14 protein-coding genes are annotated in these 17,983 nt (G+C 39.9%); 6 read left to right on the plus strand and 8 right to left on the minus strand.

The genetic code is table 11. The features are described from left to right. Nucleotides 1-3: 3 nt before the first annotated feature. From pgaB to R5R67_RS01775, 3 genes are all read right to left on the minus strand, one after another. Entirely contained in the window at nt 4-1,998 is a 1,995-nt protein-coding gene (gene pgaB, locus R5R67_RS01765; protein ID WP_000632815.1) for a poly-beta-1,6-N-acetyl-D-glucosamine N-deacetylase PgaB, read from the minus strand. 236 nt (nt 1,999-2,234) lie between these two features. After that, a complete protein-coding gene (locus R5R67_RS01770) occupies nt 2,235-2,576 on the minus strand; it encodes an FKBP-type peptidyl-prolyl cis-trans isomerase (protein ID WP_000627259.1) in 342 nt (113 codons plus the stop codon). 86 nt (nt 2,577-2,662) lie between these two features. After that, on the minus strand, nt 2,663-3,193 hold the full coding sequence (locus R5R67_RS01775) for a YaeQ family protein (RefSeq protein ID WP_001185265.1): 531 nt from the start codon (nt 3,191-3,193) through the stop codon (nt 2,663-2,665). 188 nt (nt 3,194-3,381) lie between these two features. On the opposite strand from R5R67_RS01775, the gene dctA reads away from it, so the two are divergent. Beyond that, on the plus strand, nt 3,382-4,644 hold the full coding sequence (dctA, locus tag R5R67_RS01780; RefSeq protein WP_000267731.1) for a C4-dicarboxylate transporter DctA: 1,263 nt from the start codon (nt 3,382-3,384) through the stop codon (nt 4,642-4,644). 37 nt (nt 4,645-4,681) lie between these two features. Here the strand turns inward: dctA and R5R67_RS01785 are convergent, their stop codons facing one another. Beyond that, a complete protein-coding gene (locus tag R5R67_RS01785; RefSeq protein WP_318754739.1) occupies nt 4,682-5,680 on the minus strand; it encodes a GTP-binding protein in 999 nt (332 codons plus the stop codon). Nucleotides 5,681-6,178: 498 nt separating this feature from the next. Between R5R67_RS01785 and R5R67_RS01790 the strand changes: the two genes are divergently transcribed. Continuing rightward, nucleotides 6,179-6,379 (plus strand): hypothetical protein, encoded by a 201-nt coding sequence (locus R5R67_RS01790; RefSeq protein ID WP_000761577.1) that lies wholly within the window; start codon nt 6,179-6,181, stop codon nt 6,377-6,379. Nucleotides 6,380-6,490: 111 nt separating this feature from the next. Here R5R67_RS01790 and R5R67_RS01795 read toward each other — a convergent pair whose 3' ends face one another. The 4 genes from R5R67_RS01795 to R5R67_RS01810 form a co-directional block, all read right to left on the minus strand. After that, nucleotides 6,491-7,006 (minus strand): acyl-CoA thioesterase, encoded by a 516-nt coding sequence (locus R5R67_RS01795; protein WP_001142469.1) that lies wholly within the window; start codon nt 7,004-7,006, stop codon nt 6,491-6,493. Between the two features lie 261 nt (nt 7,007-7,267). Continuing rightward, nucleotides 7,268-7,882 (minus strand): MarC family protein, encoded by a 615-nt coding sequence (locus R5R67_RS01800; RefSeq protein WP_000254582.1) that lies wholly within the window; start codon nt 7,880-7,882, stop codon nt 7,268-7,270. An 11-nt stretch (nt 7,883-7,893) separates the two neighbouring features. Beyond that, nucleotides 7,894-9,960, minus strand: coding sequence for a choline transporter (locus R5R67_RS01805; RefSeq protein WP_000179784.1), 2,067 nt, complete (start codon nt 9,958-9,960; stop codon nt 7,894-7,896). Nucleotides 9,961-10,077: 117 nt separating this feature from the next. Then, the gene (locus R5R67_RS01810) at nt 10,078-11,700 is read right to left on the minus strand and encodes a BCCT family transporter (protein ID WP_000243373.1); all 1,623 of its coding nucleotides are present in this window, start codon (nt 11,698-11,700) and stop codon (nt 10,078-10,080) included. Between the two features lie 265 nt (nt 11,701-11,965). Here R5R67_RS01810 and betI point away from each other — a divergent pair, with 265 nt between their 5' ends. The 4 genes from betI to mqo all read left to right on the plus strand — a co-directional run bounded on the left by betI (nt 11,966) and on the right by mqo (nt 17,960). Then, nucleotides 11,966-12,589 carry a transcriptional regulator BetI gene (gene betI, locus R5R67_RS01815; RefSeq protein WP_000166965.1) on the plus strand — a complete coding sequence of 208 codons (624 nt, stop codon included), beginning with the start codon at nt 11,966-11,968 and terminating at the stop codon, nt 12,587-12,589. Next, nucleotides 12,582-14,054 carry a betaine-aldehyde dehydrogenase gene (gene betB, locus R5R67_RS01820; RefSeq protein ID WP_001286297.1) on the plus strand — a complete coding sequence of 491 codons (1,473 nt, stop codon included), beginning with the start codon at nt 12,582-12,584 and terminating at the stop codon, nt 14,052-14,054. Before betI ends, betB begins: the two co-directional genes overlap by 8 nt. A 95-nt stretch (nt 14,055-14,149) precedes the next feature. Next, the gene (betA, locus tag R5R67_RS01825) at nt 14,150-15,808 is read left to right on the plus strand and encodes a choline dehydrogenase (RefSeq protein ID WP_001021934.1); all 1,659 of its coding nucleotides are present in this window, start codon (nt 14,150-14,152) and stop codon (nt 15,806-15,808) included. Nucleotides 15,809-16,319: 511 nt separating this feature from the next. Beyond that, the gene (gene mqo, locus R5R67_RS01830; RefSeq protein ID WP_000714076.1) at nt 16,320-17,960 is read left to right on the plus strand and encodes a malate dehydrogenase (quinone); all 1,641 of its coding nucleotides are present in this window, start codon (nt 16,320-16,322) and stop codon (nt 17,958-17,960) included. The last annotated feature ends 23 nt before the right edge of the window (nt 17,961-17,983 follow it).

The following is a 17,983-nucleotide window of genomic DNA, read 5'->3' on the forward strand; positions in this document are numbered from 1 at the left end:
CGCCTATGGCACAAGACGAGATGATTTTTCAGCAAATGCTTTATGCATCACGTTCACGTCCGGATGATCTTTGATTGGGTCATCTGGATAGTATGCAACGTGCATTGCACCTTGCTGATAGAGTGAGTGAATTGTTGCTGCCATTTCAGTTGACGGTACCTTTTCGTTGTTACGCCAGTTTGTTGCTTGTAGCTCAAAAACTGTTTTCTTAATGCCATTTGGATATTTTTTCACGCGATCAATCATGTCTTTATAAAATTGATCGGCGTTATCGACCTGTTCCATATAAGGCATTGCCATAATAGCCGTAAAATCATAGCGTCTTAATGACTCTTCAAGCGATTGTGAATACCAGTTTTCCGCATATGGTTTTAAGGCAACTTGCGCGTATAAGTTACGAGCTGTAAGCAAGAACGGTTCATATTGTCGCACGTCTTCAACAAGTTGCATTGCAAAATCATCTAGATATTTTGTCTTATATGCAGTCCATTTTTGCAAATCTTGATCGTTTTCACGAATTTTTGCCAAATCTGTTGGTAAGCCTTGTTTCGCATAAGCTTTTAATGCATCTGGGCTTGCATCTTCATAATCAGATAATGTGACATCGTCATGGAATAAAATTCCATTGAAAGACGCTGACTTGGCCAAATCTTGATAAATCTCACGAATAGTTTGGCGAGCCTGAGGTGAGAACGGACTTAAACGGATATACCCCATGTTGAGGTGTTCACCTGTTTTTGCTTGCTCTGTCACCACCAAATCCTTAGAAACAGGATCAGTTTTTGGTAGTTCCCAGGCCAATAAAGGCATCCAAGCATAAATACGGCTTACAGGCGTACGGGTTTGAATTTGCCATGCTACACGGTTAAACAAGTCCGCACGCATTGGGATATGACGGTTCGGGAAATATACCATATCGGCAGAACCATTAGCATCCGGATCTGAAAATGCCTGCAAATAAACTGTATTTACACCCATCGCATTAATTCGATCTAACAAGTGACCTAAATTTCGTTCTTGTTGTTGCGGATCCGGATCATAAATATAGTCGAGATCAATATGCATGATTTTTTGCGGACGGTTGTTATCCGTTAAGTTTAATTCACGGTTCTTAATCTCTTGAGCCAAATCATTAGTACTCATTCCGCCCTCTACCAAAATACGGCTCATATTTTGTAGAGATTGTTTCGCATGATCTGCGCCATCATCAAGCGTGATGGTAATTGGCATACCAAGCTTTTTAGCAATTTGGACCGTTTGCATATTATAGCGACCATATGGCCACACCATAATACGTGGTGAACGTATACCATGCTCTTTAAGTAGCTGATTATTCTTTTTTAAGTCATTATAAATACGAGCCTGATATTGGCTGTCATTTTCATAAGTTTTAGTTTTTACATCATAAAAACGTGTCGTTGCCGCTGGTTCAGAGTTCCCTTGTGGGTTGCCTGTAATACCGCGGTGTAAATGATAGCTATGGCTTGCGATTTCAACAAACCCGCTATCTTGCATTTCTTTGAGCTCACCCCAGCTTAAGATTTTATCACGTGGAATTTCTTCACCCGAAAAATCGACTTTCTGCCCTGCTTTTGGCTCTAACCATGAACCCACTACCGCAAGTACCATTGGGATTTTTTTAGCCTTAATAACAGGATACGCATTTTGGTAAAAAGACTGATAACCATCATCTACAGTTAATAAAACGGGCTTGGTTGGAAGTGCCGCCTTGCCCTGATGAGCACGGATCAACTGGTCTACGGTAATAAAATGGAAGCCATTTTTTTGCAACCAATCGACATGTTCAGTAAATTGTTGAGTGGTGACCGCATATTGAGGAATTAAGGCATTTTTAGTATCGGTAATTTCATGATACCCAATGACCGTAAGTGTTGAAGCATCTATTTTAGGTGGGTTAGCTAATGCCATACCTGACAAGCCTGCTAGAGCCAAGCCAAGCGTGAGGTTCAACAAAGGAGATGCAAAGCGGGTAATCATGAAATAGCGTCTCAATAGCAATATAGATTATTTATGTGAAATTTAAACTTAAGAACTAAAATTCATATTTATTTAGTCCTTAAGTTCAAACTGCCCTAACAGAACAGTTTTTCAGTTCACCTTTATAATTAAATAAACTGAAAATAATCTTAAATATTTAAAAAGCTAAAATATAAATATCGAATATATTTATATTTAAAGCTTATAGATAAAGTCGAGCTCTAAACGGTTTGATTTCAATCATCGCGAGTTTTTACATCAAATAATTCAATTTCAAAAATCAAATTTGAGTTTGCCGGAATAATTTTACCCATTTTGCGTTCACCATAAGCCAAATGAGCAGGAACCATAAGTTTACGTTTTCCGCCAACTTTCATTCCCATAATGCCTTGGTCCCAACCTTTAATCACACGGCCAGTACCAATGACACACTCGAAATAATTTCCGCGGTCAAGGGAAGAGTCGAATTTAGTGCCGTCTTCTAACCAACCTGTATAGTGCGTCGTAATTAAGGCACCTTTAACCGCTTCTTTACCTTCGCCTACTTTTAAATCGATAATTTCTAATTCAGTGATCATAATATTCCCGTTCGTTTAATTTCACAGCTCAGACTTGATCTTTAGTCTAGCAAGTGAATTTGTAAAATTTGTTGCGCTTTTCAGTTTTACTGTAATTGGGTCCACACGACATTCGCTTGGCCCTTGTCACTTAACAAAGTCCATTCATTGTCCATAACATTTAACTGAAGCTGCATGGTACGTTCACAAAGCTGCTCTAACTCTGCTGTACTTTCAGGTGCTAGCTGCCAAACTTGAACATTACTCAATGTTTTAATTTTACTGTTTCTCTTCCACCAATCTTCAACTTGTGAACCATAAGCGACAATTGCCACAGTTTTACAACGGGCACTGGCTTTTTTCACTTTATCTTCAGACGGTAAACCAACTTCAATCCAGGTTTCTAACTGTCCTGTTAAGTCTTTTTGCCAAAGTGCAGGCTCATCGGTTTCAAAAAGGTCTTTGGTAAACTCAAGGCTATCACTTGCGAAACGTGCAAAAGCTATGACACGAACCATTAATCGTTCTAAAGTTTCAGAAGGATGTAAGGCAAGCGTCAGTTGATAATCGCCATAAATATGGTCATCCATATTGGCAATATTCAGATCTGCTTTATAAATTGTTGCTTTAAGCGCCATAGTTAATATGTCCAAAAATTTGGCGCTAAGAATACTCGATTTTAATTAAAAAATTATAGAAAAAACTCAGTAATGTAAAACTTCTTATCCTCTCCATTTGCATCTTATTTCAAAACATCTAACCACTTTCAAAGTTGGCGGGCTTTTTGCTTGAAAGGGGTTGTATTCCTCTCTTGATTTGATGACTTATGTGGCAAAAACTTAAACGTAGTTTATTTCTACAAGTCCTCTGCGCTCTCTTCCTCGGTATTGCAGTAGGTCTTGCTTTTCATGATTTCTCCCTAGCTTTAAAACCTCTTGGTGATGGTTTTATTTCCCTCATTAAAATGTTGATTGCCCCGATTGTATTCTGTGTAGTGGTACTGGGAATCTATGGTGCAAACGATATTAAAAAAATGGGCAAAGTCGGTGCAAAAACGATTCTTTATTTTGAAGTGGCCACGAGTATTGCTTTAATTTTGGGAATTATTGTTGCTTATGTCTTTAAACCGGGCGTCGGTATGAATATCGATATTACTCATTTAGATGCTAAAGATTTAAGTACCTATACCGAACGTGCTCATGACATGCATACAGGTTCAGAGTTTTTACTCAATATTATTCCGAAAACATTTACTGCCGCTTTTGCTAACGGAGATATTTTACAAGTTTTACTCATCGCTATTTTATTTGGCGTTTCTCTACTGTTAATTCCTAAACATTTAGCAGAGTTGGTCCGTCAAGCGCTTGAAGCTTTTTCGGAAGTCTTCTTTAAAATTATGGGACTCATTATTCGCTTGGCACCAATTGGTGTATTTGGTTCAGTTGCTTATACCACTGCAAAATTTGGATTAGATTCACTCCTGCAACTCGGTTATTTAGTTTTACTCTTTTATGCGACTTGCATTTTATTTGTTGTCATTATTTTGGGTTCAATTTTAAAACTCACCGGACTGAATATCTTTAAATTTGTCGGCTATTTTAAAGATGAACTCGCTATTGTTTTAGGGACAGCCTCTTCTGATTCTGTTTTACCCCAAATCATGAAAAAGCTTAAAAACTTGGGAATTAAAGATTCAACAGTCGGTCTGGTTATTCCTACTGGTTATTCTTTTAATTTAGATGGCTTTTCAATTTATTTAACATTAGGCGTGATCTTTATTGCACAGGCCTGCAATATCAATCTCTCCATGCACGACTTACTGGCTATTTTATTGGTTTCGCTTATTACATCGAAAGGCGCACACGGCATTCCGGGGTCAGCCTTAGTGATTCTTGCTGCAACACTTTCCGTAATTCCAAGTTTACCTGCAATTGGTTTGGTACTTTTACTATCTGTAGACTGGTTTATCGGAATTATCCGTGCCTGCACCAACTTAATTGGTAACTGTGTCGCAACCGTAGTCATTGCCCATTGGGAAAAAGACATCGATCATGCACAAGCGAAACAAGTACTTAATATAAAAAATTAAATCTCTCATAGAGAATATTGAAGTATTTTAATGTTCTCTATTGTTCAATTCTGCAAGCTAATAGTTCAGTTTCAAATGCCAGCCAGTCATGTTCATGTTGGCTAATCATTTCAATGCGGTTATCAATGCCCTCTTCACCAGACTTATAGTTAAACTGCTCAGGATTAAAGTTAAAGGTCTTCCATCCCTGATCTGTATTAAAAATTCCCTTAATACGTAGCCAGTCTTGCTGTGCACACAACACATCGAGCAAAGCATAAAACTCAAATTTCCAACGCTTAGGAAATTTCCAACCCGCGACCATATAACCCTGCGCCGACTCGACATAATGATAAGGCAGTTGGTGAATTTCTTTTGCAACTTCGGCTTCAGCCATTTGCTTTTGCAGCTTGAGTAAAGGCTGTATAGAGCGTGCAGTTAAACGCGCAGGCACATCAATTTGCGACAGTTCAAGTTGACCATGTTCAGTCTTTAGCCATTGTTGTTGATAAGGTTGGTACTCTTCTTTAAGCTCAACAAGTGCCTGTTCATCTTCAAAAGTCATGGTATCGGCATGAGAGACCACCACAATCTGTGCAGCTTTTAATTGGTCTTCATATAGGTTTTGCTTGACCCAATTGGTGTCATGCAGACGACTACCATCAACCACAGTCACTAGTGCACGCATAGCTAAGCTGTTTTGCCAATGTGGTTCCGTTAACTGATCAAATAATTGCGAAGGATGCCCAAGCCCTGTAGGTTCAATAAAGAGTCGGTCTGGCTTTTGTTCACTTAACAAGCGAGCCAAAGCAATATGCATTGGGAGCTGGCTACTACAACATAAACAGCCACCCAATAGTTCTTTGACTGCATAGCCTTGATCTTGAGGTAGGAGTTGTTGATCGACTCCGATTTGCCCAAATTCATTCATTAAGACAGCCCACACTTCATCTTTCGGTTTCTGACTTAATAAATGTTGCAATAATGTCGTTTTCCCTGCCCCTAAAAACCCTGAAATAATATGGGTAGGAACAGTTTTTTGGGCAATCAGTTTCACAAGCGGCTCAAATCAACAAGGTTTAAAAACTAAGAAAGGTATATCACTGTTTAAGTAGCATGAAAATAATTTTTCACTTTGAAGATATACTTTTCAATTATCAGGCTAAAGCACCAAATATGTGACATATATCTCATCAATTATCTAAATTAACTTTAGAAAAATAATAATTAAACGAAATATCCTATTTATGGACATTCACAATTCATGCCAGAGTGTTTTATTTACGTAACTAACTTGCTTTTTTTTTACTCAATACGAAATATTCTTTCACATTTTTAGCGCTCAAGTAGCGCTTTAATTTTACAGTAGACGCACATAAACGGACGTTATATTTCATATTGTTAAGATAGGCGTAATAGATTGTTAAGTTAATTGATGTAATCCCAAGCTCGGCTTAGCATGTGTCCTAGCTTAATCATTCAGCCCTATATGTTCTATGTAGGTCAGAACGATTAGGTTTGATTTATTTTTTAATGAATTTAAGGATGCCATAAAATGAAATTAGCTAAAACTTTACTCGCTACTACACTAGCTTTAACTGCTGCTTCAACTTTCGCTGCTTCTAAGCACGACCAAGCACATAACACTGCTGGTGAAGAAAAAGTTGTTGTTTCAACTCAAGAGCAAGCAAACACTGCAAATGCTGCTTCTGACGCTGTAGGTTCTGCTTCTGAAGCTGCTCCTGCAACTCGTTAATTATCTCTGCACTCTCCTCCAAGCTCAGAGATAATTTTACTGAAACGAAACAGGACGTTAAATTTCGGTGAAGAAAAAAGATCGAACCATGCTGCGGTTCGATCTTTTTTTTTAAGAAGTTTTCTTATACATGCTACAAGAAGGGTTATGATTCTCTTGTAAGCGCAATACCTTACGATGTTCAGCCGCTTCAAATCGGCAACGTTTCCACTCGGTATCTAAATTTAATTTAGGCACTTCGCGTGGTTTACCATGCTCATCAACCGCAACCATAGTGAAATAACAGCTATTGGTATGACGAACGGTACGCTTTTGAATATTTTGAGCTTCCACACGGATACCCACTTCCATTGAAGTACGTCCCACATGGTTCACACTCGCTAAAAATGTAACGAGTTCACCTACATAAATAGGTTCTTTAAAATTTACTTTGTCTACAGACAACGTTACGACATAGCTGCCTGAATAACGACTTGCACAAGCATAGGCCACTTGGTCTAGCAACTTTAGAATTGTTCCACCATGAACATTACCTGAAAAATTTGCCATGTCCGGTGTCATTAAAACTGACATGGTTAATTCTGACTGATCATCAGTTACGGTTGTCATTTCATCTAATGTAGGCATGACTCAACTCTGTCTCAAACAAGCTCAGAAAACATTATGGTTGATAATTCACAAAAAAAACATGCTTAAATCCACAACATAGCATCGTATTTTTTAATATTGTTAATTCTTTTTTTGAACGAATATTTCTTAAGCTATTATTTTTAATAATTTTTTAGTTTTTCTTAAATAAACAGTTATTGAGCGGTCAAAAATAATCAAAAGATGCTATGCCATTTTGTTCCATTTTAAATGACACAGCATCGTTTTATATGAGGTTCCTTATACTTTATGGATCAGTCCGGTAACACCATTAATAATCATATCAACAGCAATCGTACCGATTAATAAAGCAGATAAACGCCCGACAATATCGAAATAGCGATCGATATATTTTGCATGTTTGTAACGCAAATGATCATGTGAAAATTTCATCAAGATCAAAATACTGCATGTTAAAAACATGGTAAACCCGATCACAAGTGCCGCAGCACCAATCGACATTTCAATACCTGTCACCACAGCTGCACTAATGGTACCCGGCCCAATCATAAAAGGCATAGCGATGGTGCCAGCCAAATGTTCTGGTGCACCGCGCATTTCACCAATGGTATCTGCACCCTGAAACACATAGCGGTAACCAATCACCAAAAAGATAAGACCACCAAAAATCTGGAAAGCCTCAAAGCGTACATTCAGGTATTTACTAAAGATTGCTTCACCGCCCCATGCAAACAGCATAAAGACGATATAAGCAATCAAGCTCCCCTGAATTAAAGCTTTGTTAAATACCTTGGTTTCTGAATGGCGGATGAGGCCAATCATATAAATGCTCATTAAAAAAGGATTGAGCAAAGAGAAAAATAAAGCAAAAGAATGCAGATATGGTGAAACCATGCATATTCCCCTTAAGCTTGTGGATCTGGGAATAATGGACGGTTCCCAGGGCTAATACGATTAATATGCAAGAACGTCATATGTCTTTCATATTTATCTAAAATGTCATTAATAACCTGTTCTTTACTGTAACCAACAAGGTCGTTGTCTTGAGAACCTTCATAAAGATAGGTTTCGAGACGGTAATAGAACTGTTTGCCTCGTTTTACACGCTGACTAAAGTTAGGCGCGCTATAACGGACAGGCCAAATCTGATAAACGAAGTTTTGCTCTTCTTCCAAATGAATAGTGATATCGAGGTGATATAGCGCCTCTTCATCTTCAAGTGGTGTTTGTTGCACATCTACGTTCATGCCTTGCTTAATGAGTTCATCGGCAACAGCTTGAACGGCAGGTTTGCAAACGGTATCGAGCATTCGTCTGGTTTCAGTCGTTCCCGGATGATGCATAACCCGAGTCAAACGCTGTTTCCAATTGAGAATGTCGACGTTACCCACCACAGGTGCCGCGTTCATACTTCGACTAGCATGCCTGTAGTCTTCAAGTCTGAGCGACTTATAAAGCCCCGCCATGACAAGGAACATCACGAAACTAAACGGCAGTCCCATAATAATGGTTGCATTCTGCAAAGCGGTAATCCCGTTGGTCATCAGCATAGCGAGTGTTAATAACCCAATGGCAATTGCCCAAAACACGCTTAACCAACGCGGCGCATCATTATCAATATGGGTAAGCTTGGTCGTGAAGTTACCTAAAACCAATGCACCCGAATCAGCAGAAGTCACATAGAATAAAAGGCCCGTTACTGTTGCGACTGAAGCAATAAAGGTAAAACCCGGGTACTGCGCTAACAGGTCATAAAAACCATGTGCCGGATTAGATAATACCGTTGCAGCTAAAGTCTGGTTGCCTTCAAAAATAACACTGTGCAATGCGCTATTACCAAAAATGGATAACCACGTTAAGGTAAATAATAGAGGAATAATTAAAGTCCCGCACACAAACTCACGAATAGTACGGCCTCTAGAAATACGGGCCAAAAACAAACCTACAAATGGCGACCAAGCAATCCACCATGCCCAGAAGAACAAGGTCCAACTGCTCATCCAATCTTTAGGTTGCTCAAAAGCAAAACTTTGTAAGGCTAAGGTTGGGAAGCGAGTTAAATAATCACCAATATTTTGTACTAGCGCATTGAGTAAAAACTCGGTATTGCCCAAGAACAAAATAAACAGTAAAAGACCAATCGATACATAAATATTGATTTCAGACAAAATCCGAAGACCTTTATTCACCCCAGATGTCACTGAAATAATACTAATACCGACTGCAATGGCAATGAGTGCAAACTGCATCCAGATATTCTCTGGCAGTCCTAATAAAACATGTAAACCATAATTCAGCTGTACCACGCCAATCCCGCAGGTGGTCGCAATACCAAAAATTGTCCCAATGACGGCGGCAGTATCTACACTATGGCCAATGGCCCCATTAATCCTATTCCCAAAAATTGGGTAAAGTGCAGAACGAATGGTAAGCGGCAAGTTATAACGATAACTGAAATAACCAAGTGCCATACCAATCAAGGCATACATACACCAACCGGTCAAACCATAGTGAAACAGCGTCCACACCATACTTTGGCGTGCCGCTTCATAGGTCTGACCTACGCCGACAGGCGGCTGCATATAATGAGATAATGGCTCAGCCACCGAGAAGAACATTAAATCGATACCAATACCTGCCGAAAACAGCATGGCAGACCAACTCAGTAAACTAAACTCAGGCTTTGAGTGTTTAGGGCCAAGTTTAATCTCACCATACCGTGAGCAGGCAATGAAAATTACAAACACCATATACAGCGTTGCAGCCAGTAAATAGTACCAGCCAAAGGTTGACGTTACCCACGCAAGGACGGTGTTAATGGTTCGATTTGCGAAATCGTTAAATAAAAAAGTAACGAGAGAAAAGATTAAAATGATTAGAGCTGAAATATAAAAAACCACACGGTTAAGCGGGTCTTTTTTAGATTTAGATAATGTTAAATCATCAACTGCTCTTGGATTATCTGTTGCCATACAATCCTCAAGGAATAGAAGAAAAATAAAATATTCAATTTAGTCTTTTCATTATTTAACAATAATGAAAAGACTGCTTTGAACGCAAAAAATATAAATAAATGTGATGAACCAAGGTTATAAAACCTCGGTCACTTTGTTCTGGTCACAATTCGATGGAATAGAAATGTCTTTTGAAATAGCTAACTGCTTTTTCGCAACATTCGGGTCAAAATCATCTTGCTTTAAGGCTTTGGCTAAACCAAACATATAAAGCAAAATAATCACAGAAAATGGTAAACCACATAACACCACTGCACTTTGCATGGAGTTAAAACTACCTGCTAATAATAAGCCGATACTTACAATGGTAATGACCACAGACCAAAAGATGCGTAACCAGATCGGTGAATCACTATCACTGGTGCCCCCTTTCGAGGACAAATTGGCGATCATTAGTGTACCAGACCCAACCGGTGTCAAAAATAAAACGAAACAAATTACAACAACAATCCCGGCAATATACGGATTAAACGGGAGATATTCGAGTAATTTGAATAATGACAACGCAGGGTCACTTAAAACCATATCACCTAAAACTTTCTGTTTTTGATTGAGAATTAAATGAATTGCAGTATTTCCAAAAATCGAGATCCAAGCCAAGGTAAAACCTAATGGAATGAGGCATACACCCAAAACCACTTCTCGAATAGTTCGGCCTTTGGAAATGCGGGCAATAAACATTCCTACAAAAGGTGCCCAAGCAATCCACCATGCCCAATAAAACACAGTCCATGAACCCAACCAGCCACTGGCTTTTTGATTGTATAAATACATATCAAAACTTTTACCCATAAAATTATTAAGGTAATCGCCCGTATTTTGCACAAGACCATTTAACAAATGGTTCGTCGGTCCTGTTAGAAATACAAATAAAAGTAAGGCATAGAGCAAACGTAAATTAATCCGTGATAACCATGCCAAGCCTTTTTCAATCCCGACCACTGTAGTAACTGTCGCCACAAACATCATGATTAAAACTGCAGTAATTAAAGTTGCAGAGTTATCGGGAATTTCAGGAATTAAATAACAAATGCCTGAAACCAATACCAAAGCACCAATACCTAAGTTGGTCACCAAAGAAATTACGGTTGCTAAAATACCAAAGCCATCGACAAAATCGCCTACCAGGCCATGAACTCGCTCTCCAAAAATTGGATAGAGTGCCGAGCGTAGTGCGAGTGGTAAATCTTGTCTAAAGGCAAAATAACCTAATGTCACACCCAGCAAGGCATAAAGCACCCAGCCATGAATACCCCAGTGCAAAAAGCTATAGGTCATGGCATTGCGGGCGGCCTGAATAGTACCTGCCTCACCTTCTGGCGGTCTTAGAAAATGGTCAACAGGTTCAGCAACACCATAATAAAGTAGCGCGATACCAATACCTGCCGAAAACAGCATTGAGGTCCAAGCCAAATAGCCAAACTCAGGTTTGTCGTGGTCTTTTCCTAAAGGAATCTGTCCCACTTTTGAGAAGGCAAGCCAAGCCACAAAGCCTAAACACAGCACAATCACCAACATGTAATACCACCCGAAAAAGTGGTTTACCTGCTCTTGCACATAGGTCAGCCAAAACTGACTTTTTTCTGGAAACAGCACAAATAATAGGCCAAAAATGCCGATACTGACTGCCGAACTCCAAAATACAAAACGATTTAACCGAATATGGTCTGAAGAATATCCATCACTTTTCAACACCATCTTATTGCTCCTTGCAATCGGTGTATTTTTTCCAAAATAACGTGATAAGTACCGGACTTATGCGCATCATCCTATCCGTAAGAACTTCTGATTCTATCTCTTCTACCCCGAAGTAAGATTCAAAAATTCATTGATTTTTACACATCATACTTGTTATTGATTGAACGTTCAATCAATAACAAGTATGATAAAAAAAGTGCTATGATGCTCTGCAAGTTAACATGCTGAATTTAAAGCACCCGTAAAAGTGCTGATGTGGACAATCATGACAAAACGCAGAGTAAAACCAGAGCATGTGCGCCGTGAAGAGATTATGAACGCTGCACTCGACGTAATTTATGAAGTGGGGTTATCCAATACCACCATTGCACAAATTGCAAAAAAAGCCGAGTTGTCGACCGGTATTGTCAGCCATTATTTTGGCGACAAACAAGGGTTAATAAATACCTGTATGCAAGAAATGCTCAATGTTTTGCGTCGGAAAACCGAACAGTACAGAGCAGAAGCAGATTCGCATCCGGAAAGCCAGATTAAGGCAATTATTGACTCTAACTTTGACATTAGTCAGGTAAATGAAAAAGCAATGCGGGTCTGGTTAGACTTTTGGTCTGCAAGCATGCATGTACCTGACCTGAGCCGTTTGCAAAAGATTAATGATCAACGCCTGTATTCCAACTTGAAGTTTTATTTTCTCAAGTTAATGGATGAACAACAGGCCAGTGTTGCCGCAAGAGGTCTGGCAGCATTGATTGATGGATTATGGCTACGTGGCAGTTTAAGCCGTCACAATGAATTTGACAGCGAACTGGCCCGTTCCATTGCTTACGATTATGTAAAAACGCAATTGCAATTTGCGAACAAGCCTTTGCAGGAGAGACAAAATGAGTGATGTACAAGTTCATCAATTGTATATCCATGGACGCTACGTTGAAGCAACCAGTGGTAAAACATTTAATAGTATTAACCCTGCCAACGGCGAAATTATCGCGACTCTTCAACAGGCATCTGAACAAGATATTGAAGCTGCTGTAAAAAGTGCCCAACAAGGACAAAAAATCTGGGCAGCCATGACCGCTATGGAGCGCTCACGTATTTTACGCCGTGCTGTCGATATTCTCCGTGAACGTAATGATGAGCTTGCCCGTCTTGAAACACTCGACACCGGTAAAGCCTACAGCGAAACATCTACCGTCGATATTGTGACTGGTGCAGATGTACTCGAATACTACGCAGGACTTGCGACAGCTATTCAGGGCGAACAAGTTCCACTTCGCGAATCAAGTTTCTTTTATACACGCCGTGAACCTTTAGGCGTAGTTGCAGGTATTGGTGCCTGGAACTATCCAATCCAAATCGCTTTATGGAAATCTGCCCCTGCCCTTGCTGCCGGCAATGCCATGATTTTCAAGCCAAGCGAAACAACGCCAATTACTGCATTAAAACTTGCGGAAATCTATACAGAAGCTGGCTTACCAGACGGCGTATTTAACGTAGTACAAGGTGCTGGTCGTGAAATCGGTCAATGGCTCACAGAACATCCTGTGATTGAAAAAATCTCATTCACGGGTGGCGTAGAAACTGGCAAAAAAGTGATGGCAAGCGCTGCTGGCTCTACACTAAAAGAAGTGACTATGGAGCTTGGTGGGAAGTCACCACTCATTATTTGTGAAGATGCTGACCTTAACCGTGCCGCAGACATTGCTGTCATGGCGAACTTCTTTAGTTCAGGTCAAGTATGTACCAACGGTACGCGTGTCTTTGTTCCAAAATCACGTTTAGCCGACTTTGAAAAAGCGGTTGTAGAACGTGTAAAACGCATTCGCATTGGTGACCCAATGGCTGAAGACACAAACTTCGGGCCACTCACTAGCTTCCCGCATATGGAAAAAGTGTTGTCTTTCATTGAGTCAGGCAAACAACAAGGCGCTAAAGTATTAATCGGTGGCGGTCGTGCGACAGAAGGCGAGCTTGCCAAAGGCGCTTATGTGCTACCGACTGTATTTAGCGACTGCACTGACCAGATGGCGATTGTTCAAGAAGAAATTTTTGGACCTGTCATGAGCATCTTAAGCTATGAAACCGAAGAAGAAGTGATTCAACGTGCGAACGACACGACCTTTGGTTTAGCTGCCGGTGTGGTCACTCAAGATATTAGCCGCGCTCATCGCATTATTCACCAAATTGAAGCTGGTATTTGCTGGATTAACACTTGGGGTGAATCACCTGCCGAAATGCCAGTTGGTGGCTACAAGCAATCTGGTGTGGGCCGCGAAAATGGCTTAACCACGCTTGGGCACTATACCCGTATCAAATCTATTCAAGTTGAACTTGGCGATTATCAAAGCATTTTTTAATGCCTCAATCGCTGTAAAACCTTCAACCTAAATCACATATGCCGAGCAGTCTTTATAGATTGCTCAGGCAAACTGTTAGTAAAAAAAGGATAGTTATGAATATTAAAGAATATGATTACATTATTATTGGCGCAGGATCTGCCGGAAATGTACTCGCTGCGCGTCTTACTGAAGACAAAGATACCACCGTTTTACTGCTAGAAGCAGGTGGACCAGATTATCGCTTGGATTTCCGTACACAAATGCCGGCAGCTTTGGCCTACCCTCTTCAAGGTCGTCGCTATAACTGGGCTTATTTAACTGACCCAGAGCCACACATGAACAACCGTCGTATGGAGTGTGGTCGTGGTAAAGGCTTAGGTGGCTCATCTTTAATTAATGGTATGTGCTATATCCGCGGTAACGCAATGGATTTAGAACAATGGGCAACCCATAAAGGCCTTGAAAACTGGACTTATGCCGATTGTTTGCCTTACTACAAAAAAGCCGAGACTCGTGACATTGGTGGCAACGACTACCATGGTGATAGCGGCCCTGTATCAGTGGCTACACCAAAAAATGGCAACAACGTGCTATTCCATGCCATGGTTGAAGCAGGTGTACAGGCAGGTTACCCACGTACTGACGACTTAAATGGTTATCAACAAGAAGGTTTTGGTCCAATGGACCGTACCGTTACGCCTAAAGGCCGTCGTTCAAGTACCGCACGTGGTTATTTGGATATGGCAAAAGGTCGTCCAAACCTGACTATTTTAACTCATGCGACGACCAATAAAATCTTGTTTAATCAAAAGCAAGCAATTGGTGTTGAATATATTATTGGTGCTGATCAAAACAACTTGCAACGTGCCTTGGTTAAACGTGAAGTATTACTTTGTGCAGGCGCAATTGCGTCACCGCAAATTTTACAGCGTTCAGGTGTAGGTCAAAGTACCTTCTTAAAATCAATGGACATTGATGTGGTTCATGATTTGCCGGGCGTGGGTGAAAACTTGCAAGATCACTTGGAAATGTACTTACAGTATAAATGTAAGCAACCCGTTTCTTTATACCCTGCTTTAAAATGGTATAACCAACCTGCCATTGGTGCCGAATGGTTATTCAATGGTACAGGTATTGGTGCAAGTAACCAGTTTGAAGCAGGCGGATTTATCCGTAGCTCGGATGAGTTTAAGTGGCCAAACATTCAATACCACTTCTTGCCAGTAGCTATTAACTACAACGGTAGTAATGCAGTAAAAGAACATGGCTTCCAAGCACACGTGGGTTCAATGCGTTCGCCTTCACGCGGTCGTATCAAACTTAAATCGAAAGACCCGTTTGCGCATCCAAGTATCTTGTTTAACTACATGTCGACTGAACAAGACTGGCGTGAGTTCCGTGATGCAATCCGTATTACGCGTGAAATCATGCATCAACCTGCGCTTGACCCATATCGTGGTGATGAAATTAGTCCGGGCAAACATTTGCAGACAGATGCAGAGCTTGATGACTTTGTTCGTAACCATGCAGAAACAGCTTACCACCCGTCTTGTAGCTGTAAGATGGGCGAAGACGAAATGGCTGTTGTAGATGGTCAAGGCCGTGTACACGGTATGAATGGTTTGCGTGTAGTTGATGCCTCAATTATGCCGCTGATTATTACCGGTAACTTAAATGCAACCACCATTATGATTGCCGAGAAAATTGCAGATCAAATTCGTGGACGCGAAGCGTTACCACGTTCGACTGCACCATTCTATGTAGCATCATAATATCTTAAAGGGCATATTTCTTATGCAGGAATATGCCCTTAATTTATTATTTATAGCACTCATATTAATAAGAACTATGTATGACAGAAAAATAAGGTCATGCAAGGTTATTAATTACATCAATAGGTCATAAATTAAAAATTCACCTATTTTTATCGAAGCATATCCTTCAAATGGCTTAAGTTTAACCAATTTTATTTTATTAATTTATTTTCAATAACTTACAATAAAATTAAAACTAAAAATAATCTTATAAAAGTTTAATTTGATTAAATATAAATCATATTTATGATTTTAATAGAACCCATTTATTATAAAAATTGTATTGTCAATGCAAAATTAGTCTAAAATATAGAGTGTTTGCGATAATCCCAAGTAATTTTTCTTTTTTCAAAGTTCTCTGTTTTGGAGAATTTTACTTTCGCATTTATATCCGTTTTGTCTGGATACGCTGTCTAGGTTTCCTCACACCTTAAGTGACTCAAATAACTTATTTTAAGGTCCCCCTTACATGAAAAAGTTTTTGAAATACCTTCTGGTATTAATCATTCTTATTTTAATTGCAGGTATTGTTTTCTTGTTTAGACCGATTGCGTCAAAACAAGTACAAACTGCAAAAGATGAGCCAGTTGTTGATGCTGTTCTTGTTGGCGGCGGTATCATGAGTGCCACTCTCGGTACTTATTTCACTGAGCTTGAACCGAATTGGCAAATTCGTATGTACGAACGTCTTGACCAAGTTGCTCAAGAAAGTTCAAACGGCTTTAACAATGCCGGAACAGGCCACTCTGGCTTTATGGAAATGAACTATACCGAAGAGAAAAACGGTAAGATGGAAATTGCCAAAGCTGAAAAAGTTGCTTCTCAGTTCGAAGTTGCTAAACAGTTCTGGTCATATCAGGTAAAACAAGGCGTTTTAGCTGAACCAAAAACATTCATTAACCCAGTTCCACACATTGCTTTCGTTTGGGGCGATAACGTTAAATTCTTAGAAAAACGTTATGCTGCCATGATTCAAAGCCCGCTTTTCAAAGGCATGAAATTTACTGAAGACCCAGCTGTGATTAAACAATGGGCGCCTTTAGTCATGACCGATCGTGATCCAACTCAAAAAGTTGCAGCGACTCGTATGGAAGTTGGTTCTGACGTGAACTATGGTTCAATCACTAAACAATTAGTGAATCACTTAAACCAAAACCCTAACTTCAAATTACAGACTTCAACTGAAGTGACTGGCATCAGCCAAAATGATGACAAAACTTGGACGGTGTCTTTCAAAAATTTGAAAACTGGTAAAACAGACCACGTTAAAACGCGTTTTGTATTTATCGGTGCAGGTGGTGCCGCGGTTAAATTATTGCAACTTACTGGTTTACCAGAAGCGAAACAATATGCTGGCTTCCCTGTAGGTGGTGAGTTCTTAATTACTGACAACCCGGCAATTACTGCTCAGCACACAGCGAAAGTATATGGTCGTGCGGAACTTGGTGCCCCTCCAATGTCTGTACCACATATTGATACACGTTATATCGACGGTAAAAAATATGTATTGTTTGGACCATTTGCAACGTATTCAAACAAGTTCCTAAAAAATGGTTCTCAGCTTGACTTGCTTGCATCTACCAACAAAAGCAATGTTTTACCAATGACCACTGTTGGCTTGGAAAACCTTGATCTTGTTAAATACTTGGTGAGCCAAGTGATGATGTCAGATGAAGACCGTCTCAATGAACTTCGTAAATACTACCCAGATGCGAAAGCTGAAGACTGGCGTTTAAGCCAAGGTGGTCAACGTGTTCAGATCATCAAAAAAGAACCGGGTAAACCTGCAACACTTCAATTCGGTACAGAAATCTTTGCGTCTAAAGATGGTGCTGTAACTGCATTGTTAGGTGCGTCTCCGGGTGCTTCGACTTCTCCATACATCATGCTTAACTTGCTTGAAAAAGCTTTCCCTCAGCAAACTGAAGGTAAGTGGAACCAGAAGCTTCATGAAATTGTGGTTTCTTATAAACAAGACTTAAGCAAAGACCCTGTGTTACTCGACAAAGTTCGTCAGTACACAAGCTCTACACTTGGCTTGAACTATACATCTCCGTTCAAAGCTGCAAACGATGAAACTGCTGCTGCCCCTGTTGCAAAAGCAAACTAAGTTTGATGATGTATAAGTAAAAT

Source organism: Acinetobacter sp. OYA S30 (assembly GCF_033599315.1).
Classification (GTDB): Bacteria; Pseudomonadota; Gammaproteobacteria; order Pseudomonadales; family Moraxellaceae; genus Acinetobacter; species Acinetobacter baumannii.

Excerpts from the sequence above, each read along its gene's own strand:
- pgaB (WP_000632815.1), bottom strand. The coding sequence starts at position 1,998 with ATGATTACCCGCTTTGCATCTCCTTTGTTGAACCTCACGCTTGGCTTG.
- R5R67_RS01770 (WP_000627259.1), bottom strand. The coding sequence starts at position 2,576 with ATGATCACTGAATTAGAAATTATCGATTTAAAAGTAGGCGAAGGTAAA.
- R5R67_RS01775 (WP_001185265.1), bottom strand. The coding sequence starts at position 3,193 with ATGGCGCTTAAAGCAACAATTTATAAAGCAGATCTGAATATTGCCAAT.
- dctA (WP_000267731.1), top strand. The coding sequence starts at position 3,382 with ATGTGGCAAAAACTTAAACGTAGTTTATTTCTACAAGTCCTCTGCGCT.
- R5R67_RS01790 (WP_000761577.1), top strand. The coding sequence starts at position 6,179 with ATGAAATTAGCTAAAACTTTACTCGCTACTACACTAGCTTTAACTGCT.
- R5R67_RS01795 (WP_001142469.1), bottom strand. The coding sequence starts at position 7,006 with ATGCCTACATTAGATGAAATGACAACCGTAACTGATGATCAGTCAGAA.
- R5R67_RS01800 (WP_000254582.1), bottom strand. The coding sequence starts at position 7,882 with ATGGTTTCACCATATCTGCATTCTTTTGCTTTATTTTTCTCTTTGCTC.
- R5R67_RS01805 (WP_000179784.1), bottom strand. The coding sequence starts at position 9,960 with ATGGCAACAGATAATCCAAGAGCAGTTGATGATTTAACATTATCTAAA.
- R5R67_RS01810 (WP_000243373.1), bottom strand. The coding sequence starts at position 11,700 with ATGGTGTTGAAAAGTGATGGATATTCTTCAGACCATATTCGGTTAAAT.
- betI (WP_000166965.1), top strand. The coding sequence starts at position 11,966 with ATGACAAAACGCAGAGTAAAACCAGAGCATGTGCGCCGTGAAGAGATT.
- betB (WP_001286297.1), top strand. The coding sequence starts at position 12,582 with ATGAGTGATGTACAAGTTCATCAATTGTATATCCATGGACGCTACGTT.
- betA (WP_001021934.1), top strand. The coding sequence starts at position 14,150 with ATGAATATTAAAGAATATGATTACATTATTATTGGCGCAGGATCTGCC.
- mqo (WP_000714076.1), top strand. The coding sequence starts at position 16,320 with ATGAAAAAGTTTTTGAAATACCTTCTGGTATTAATCATTCTTATTTTA.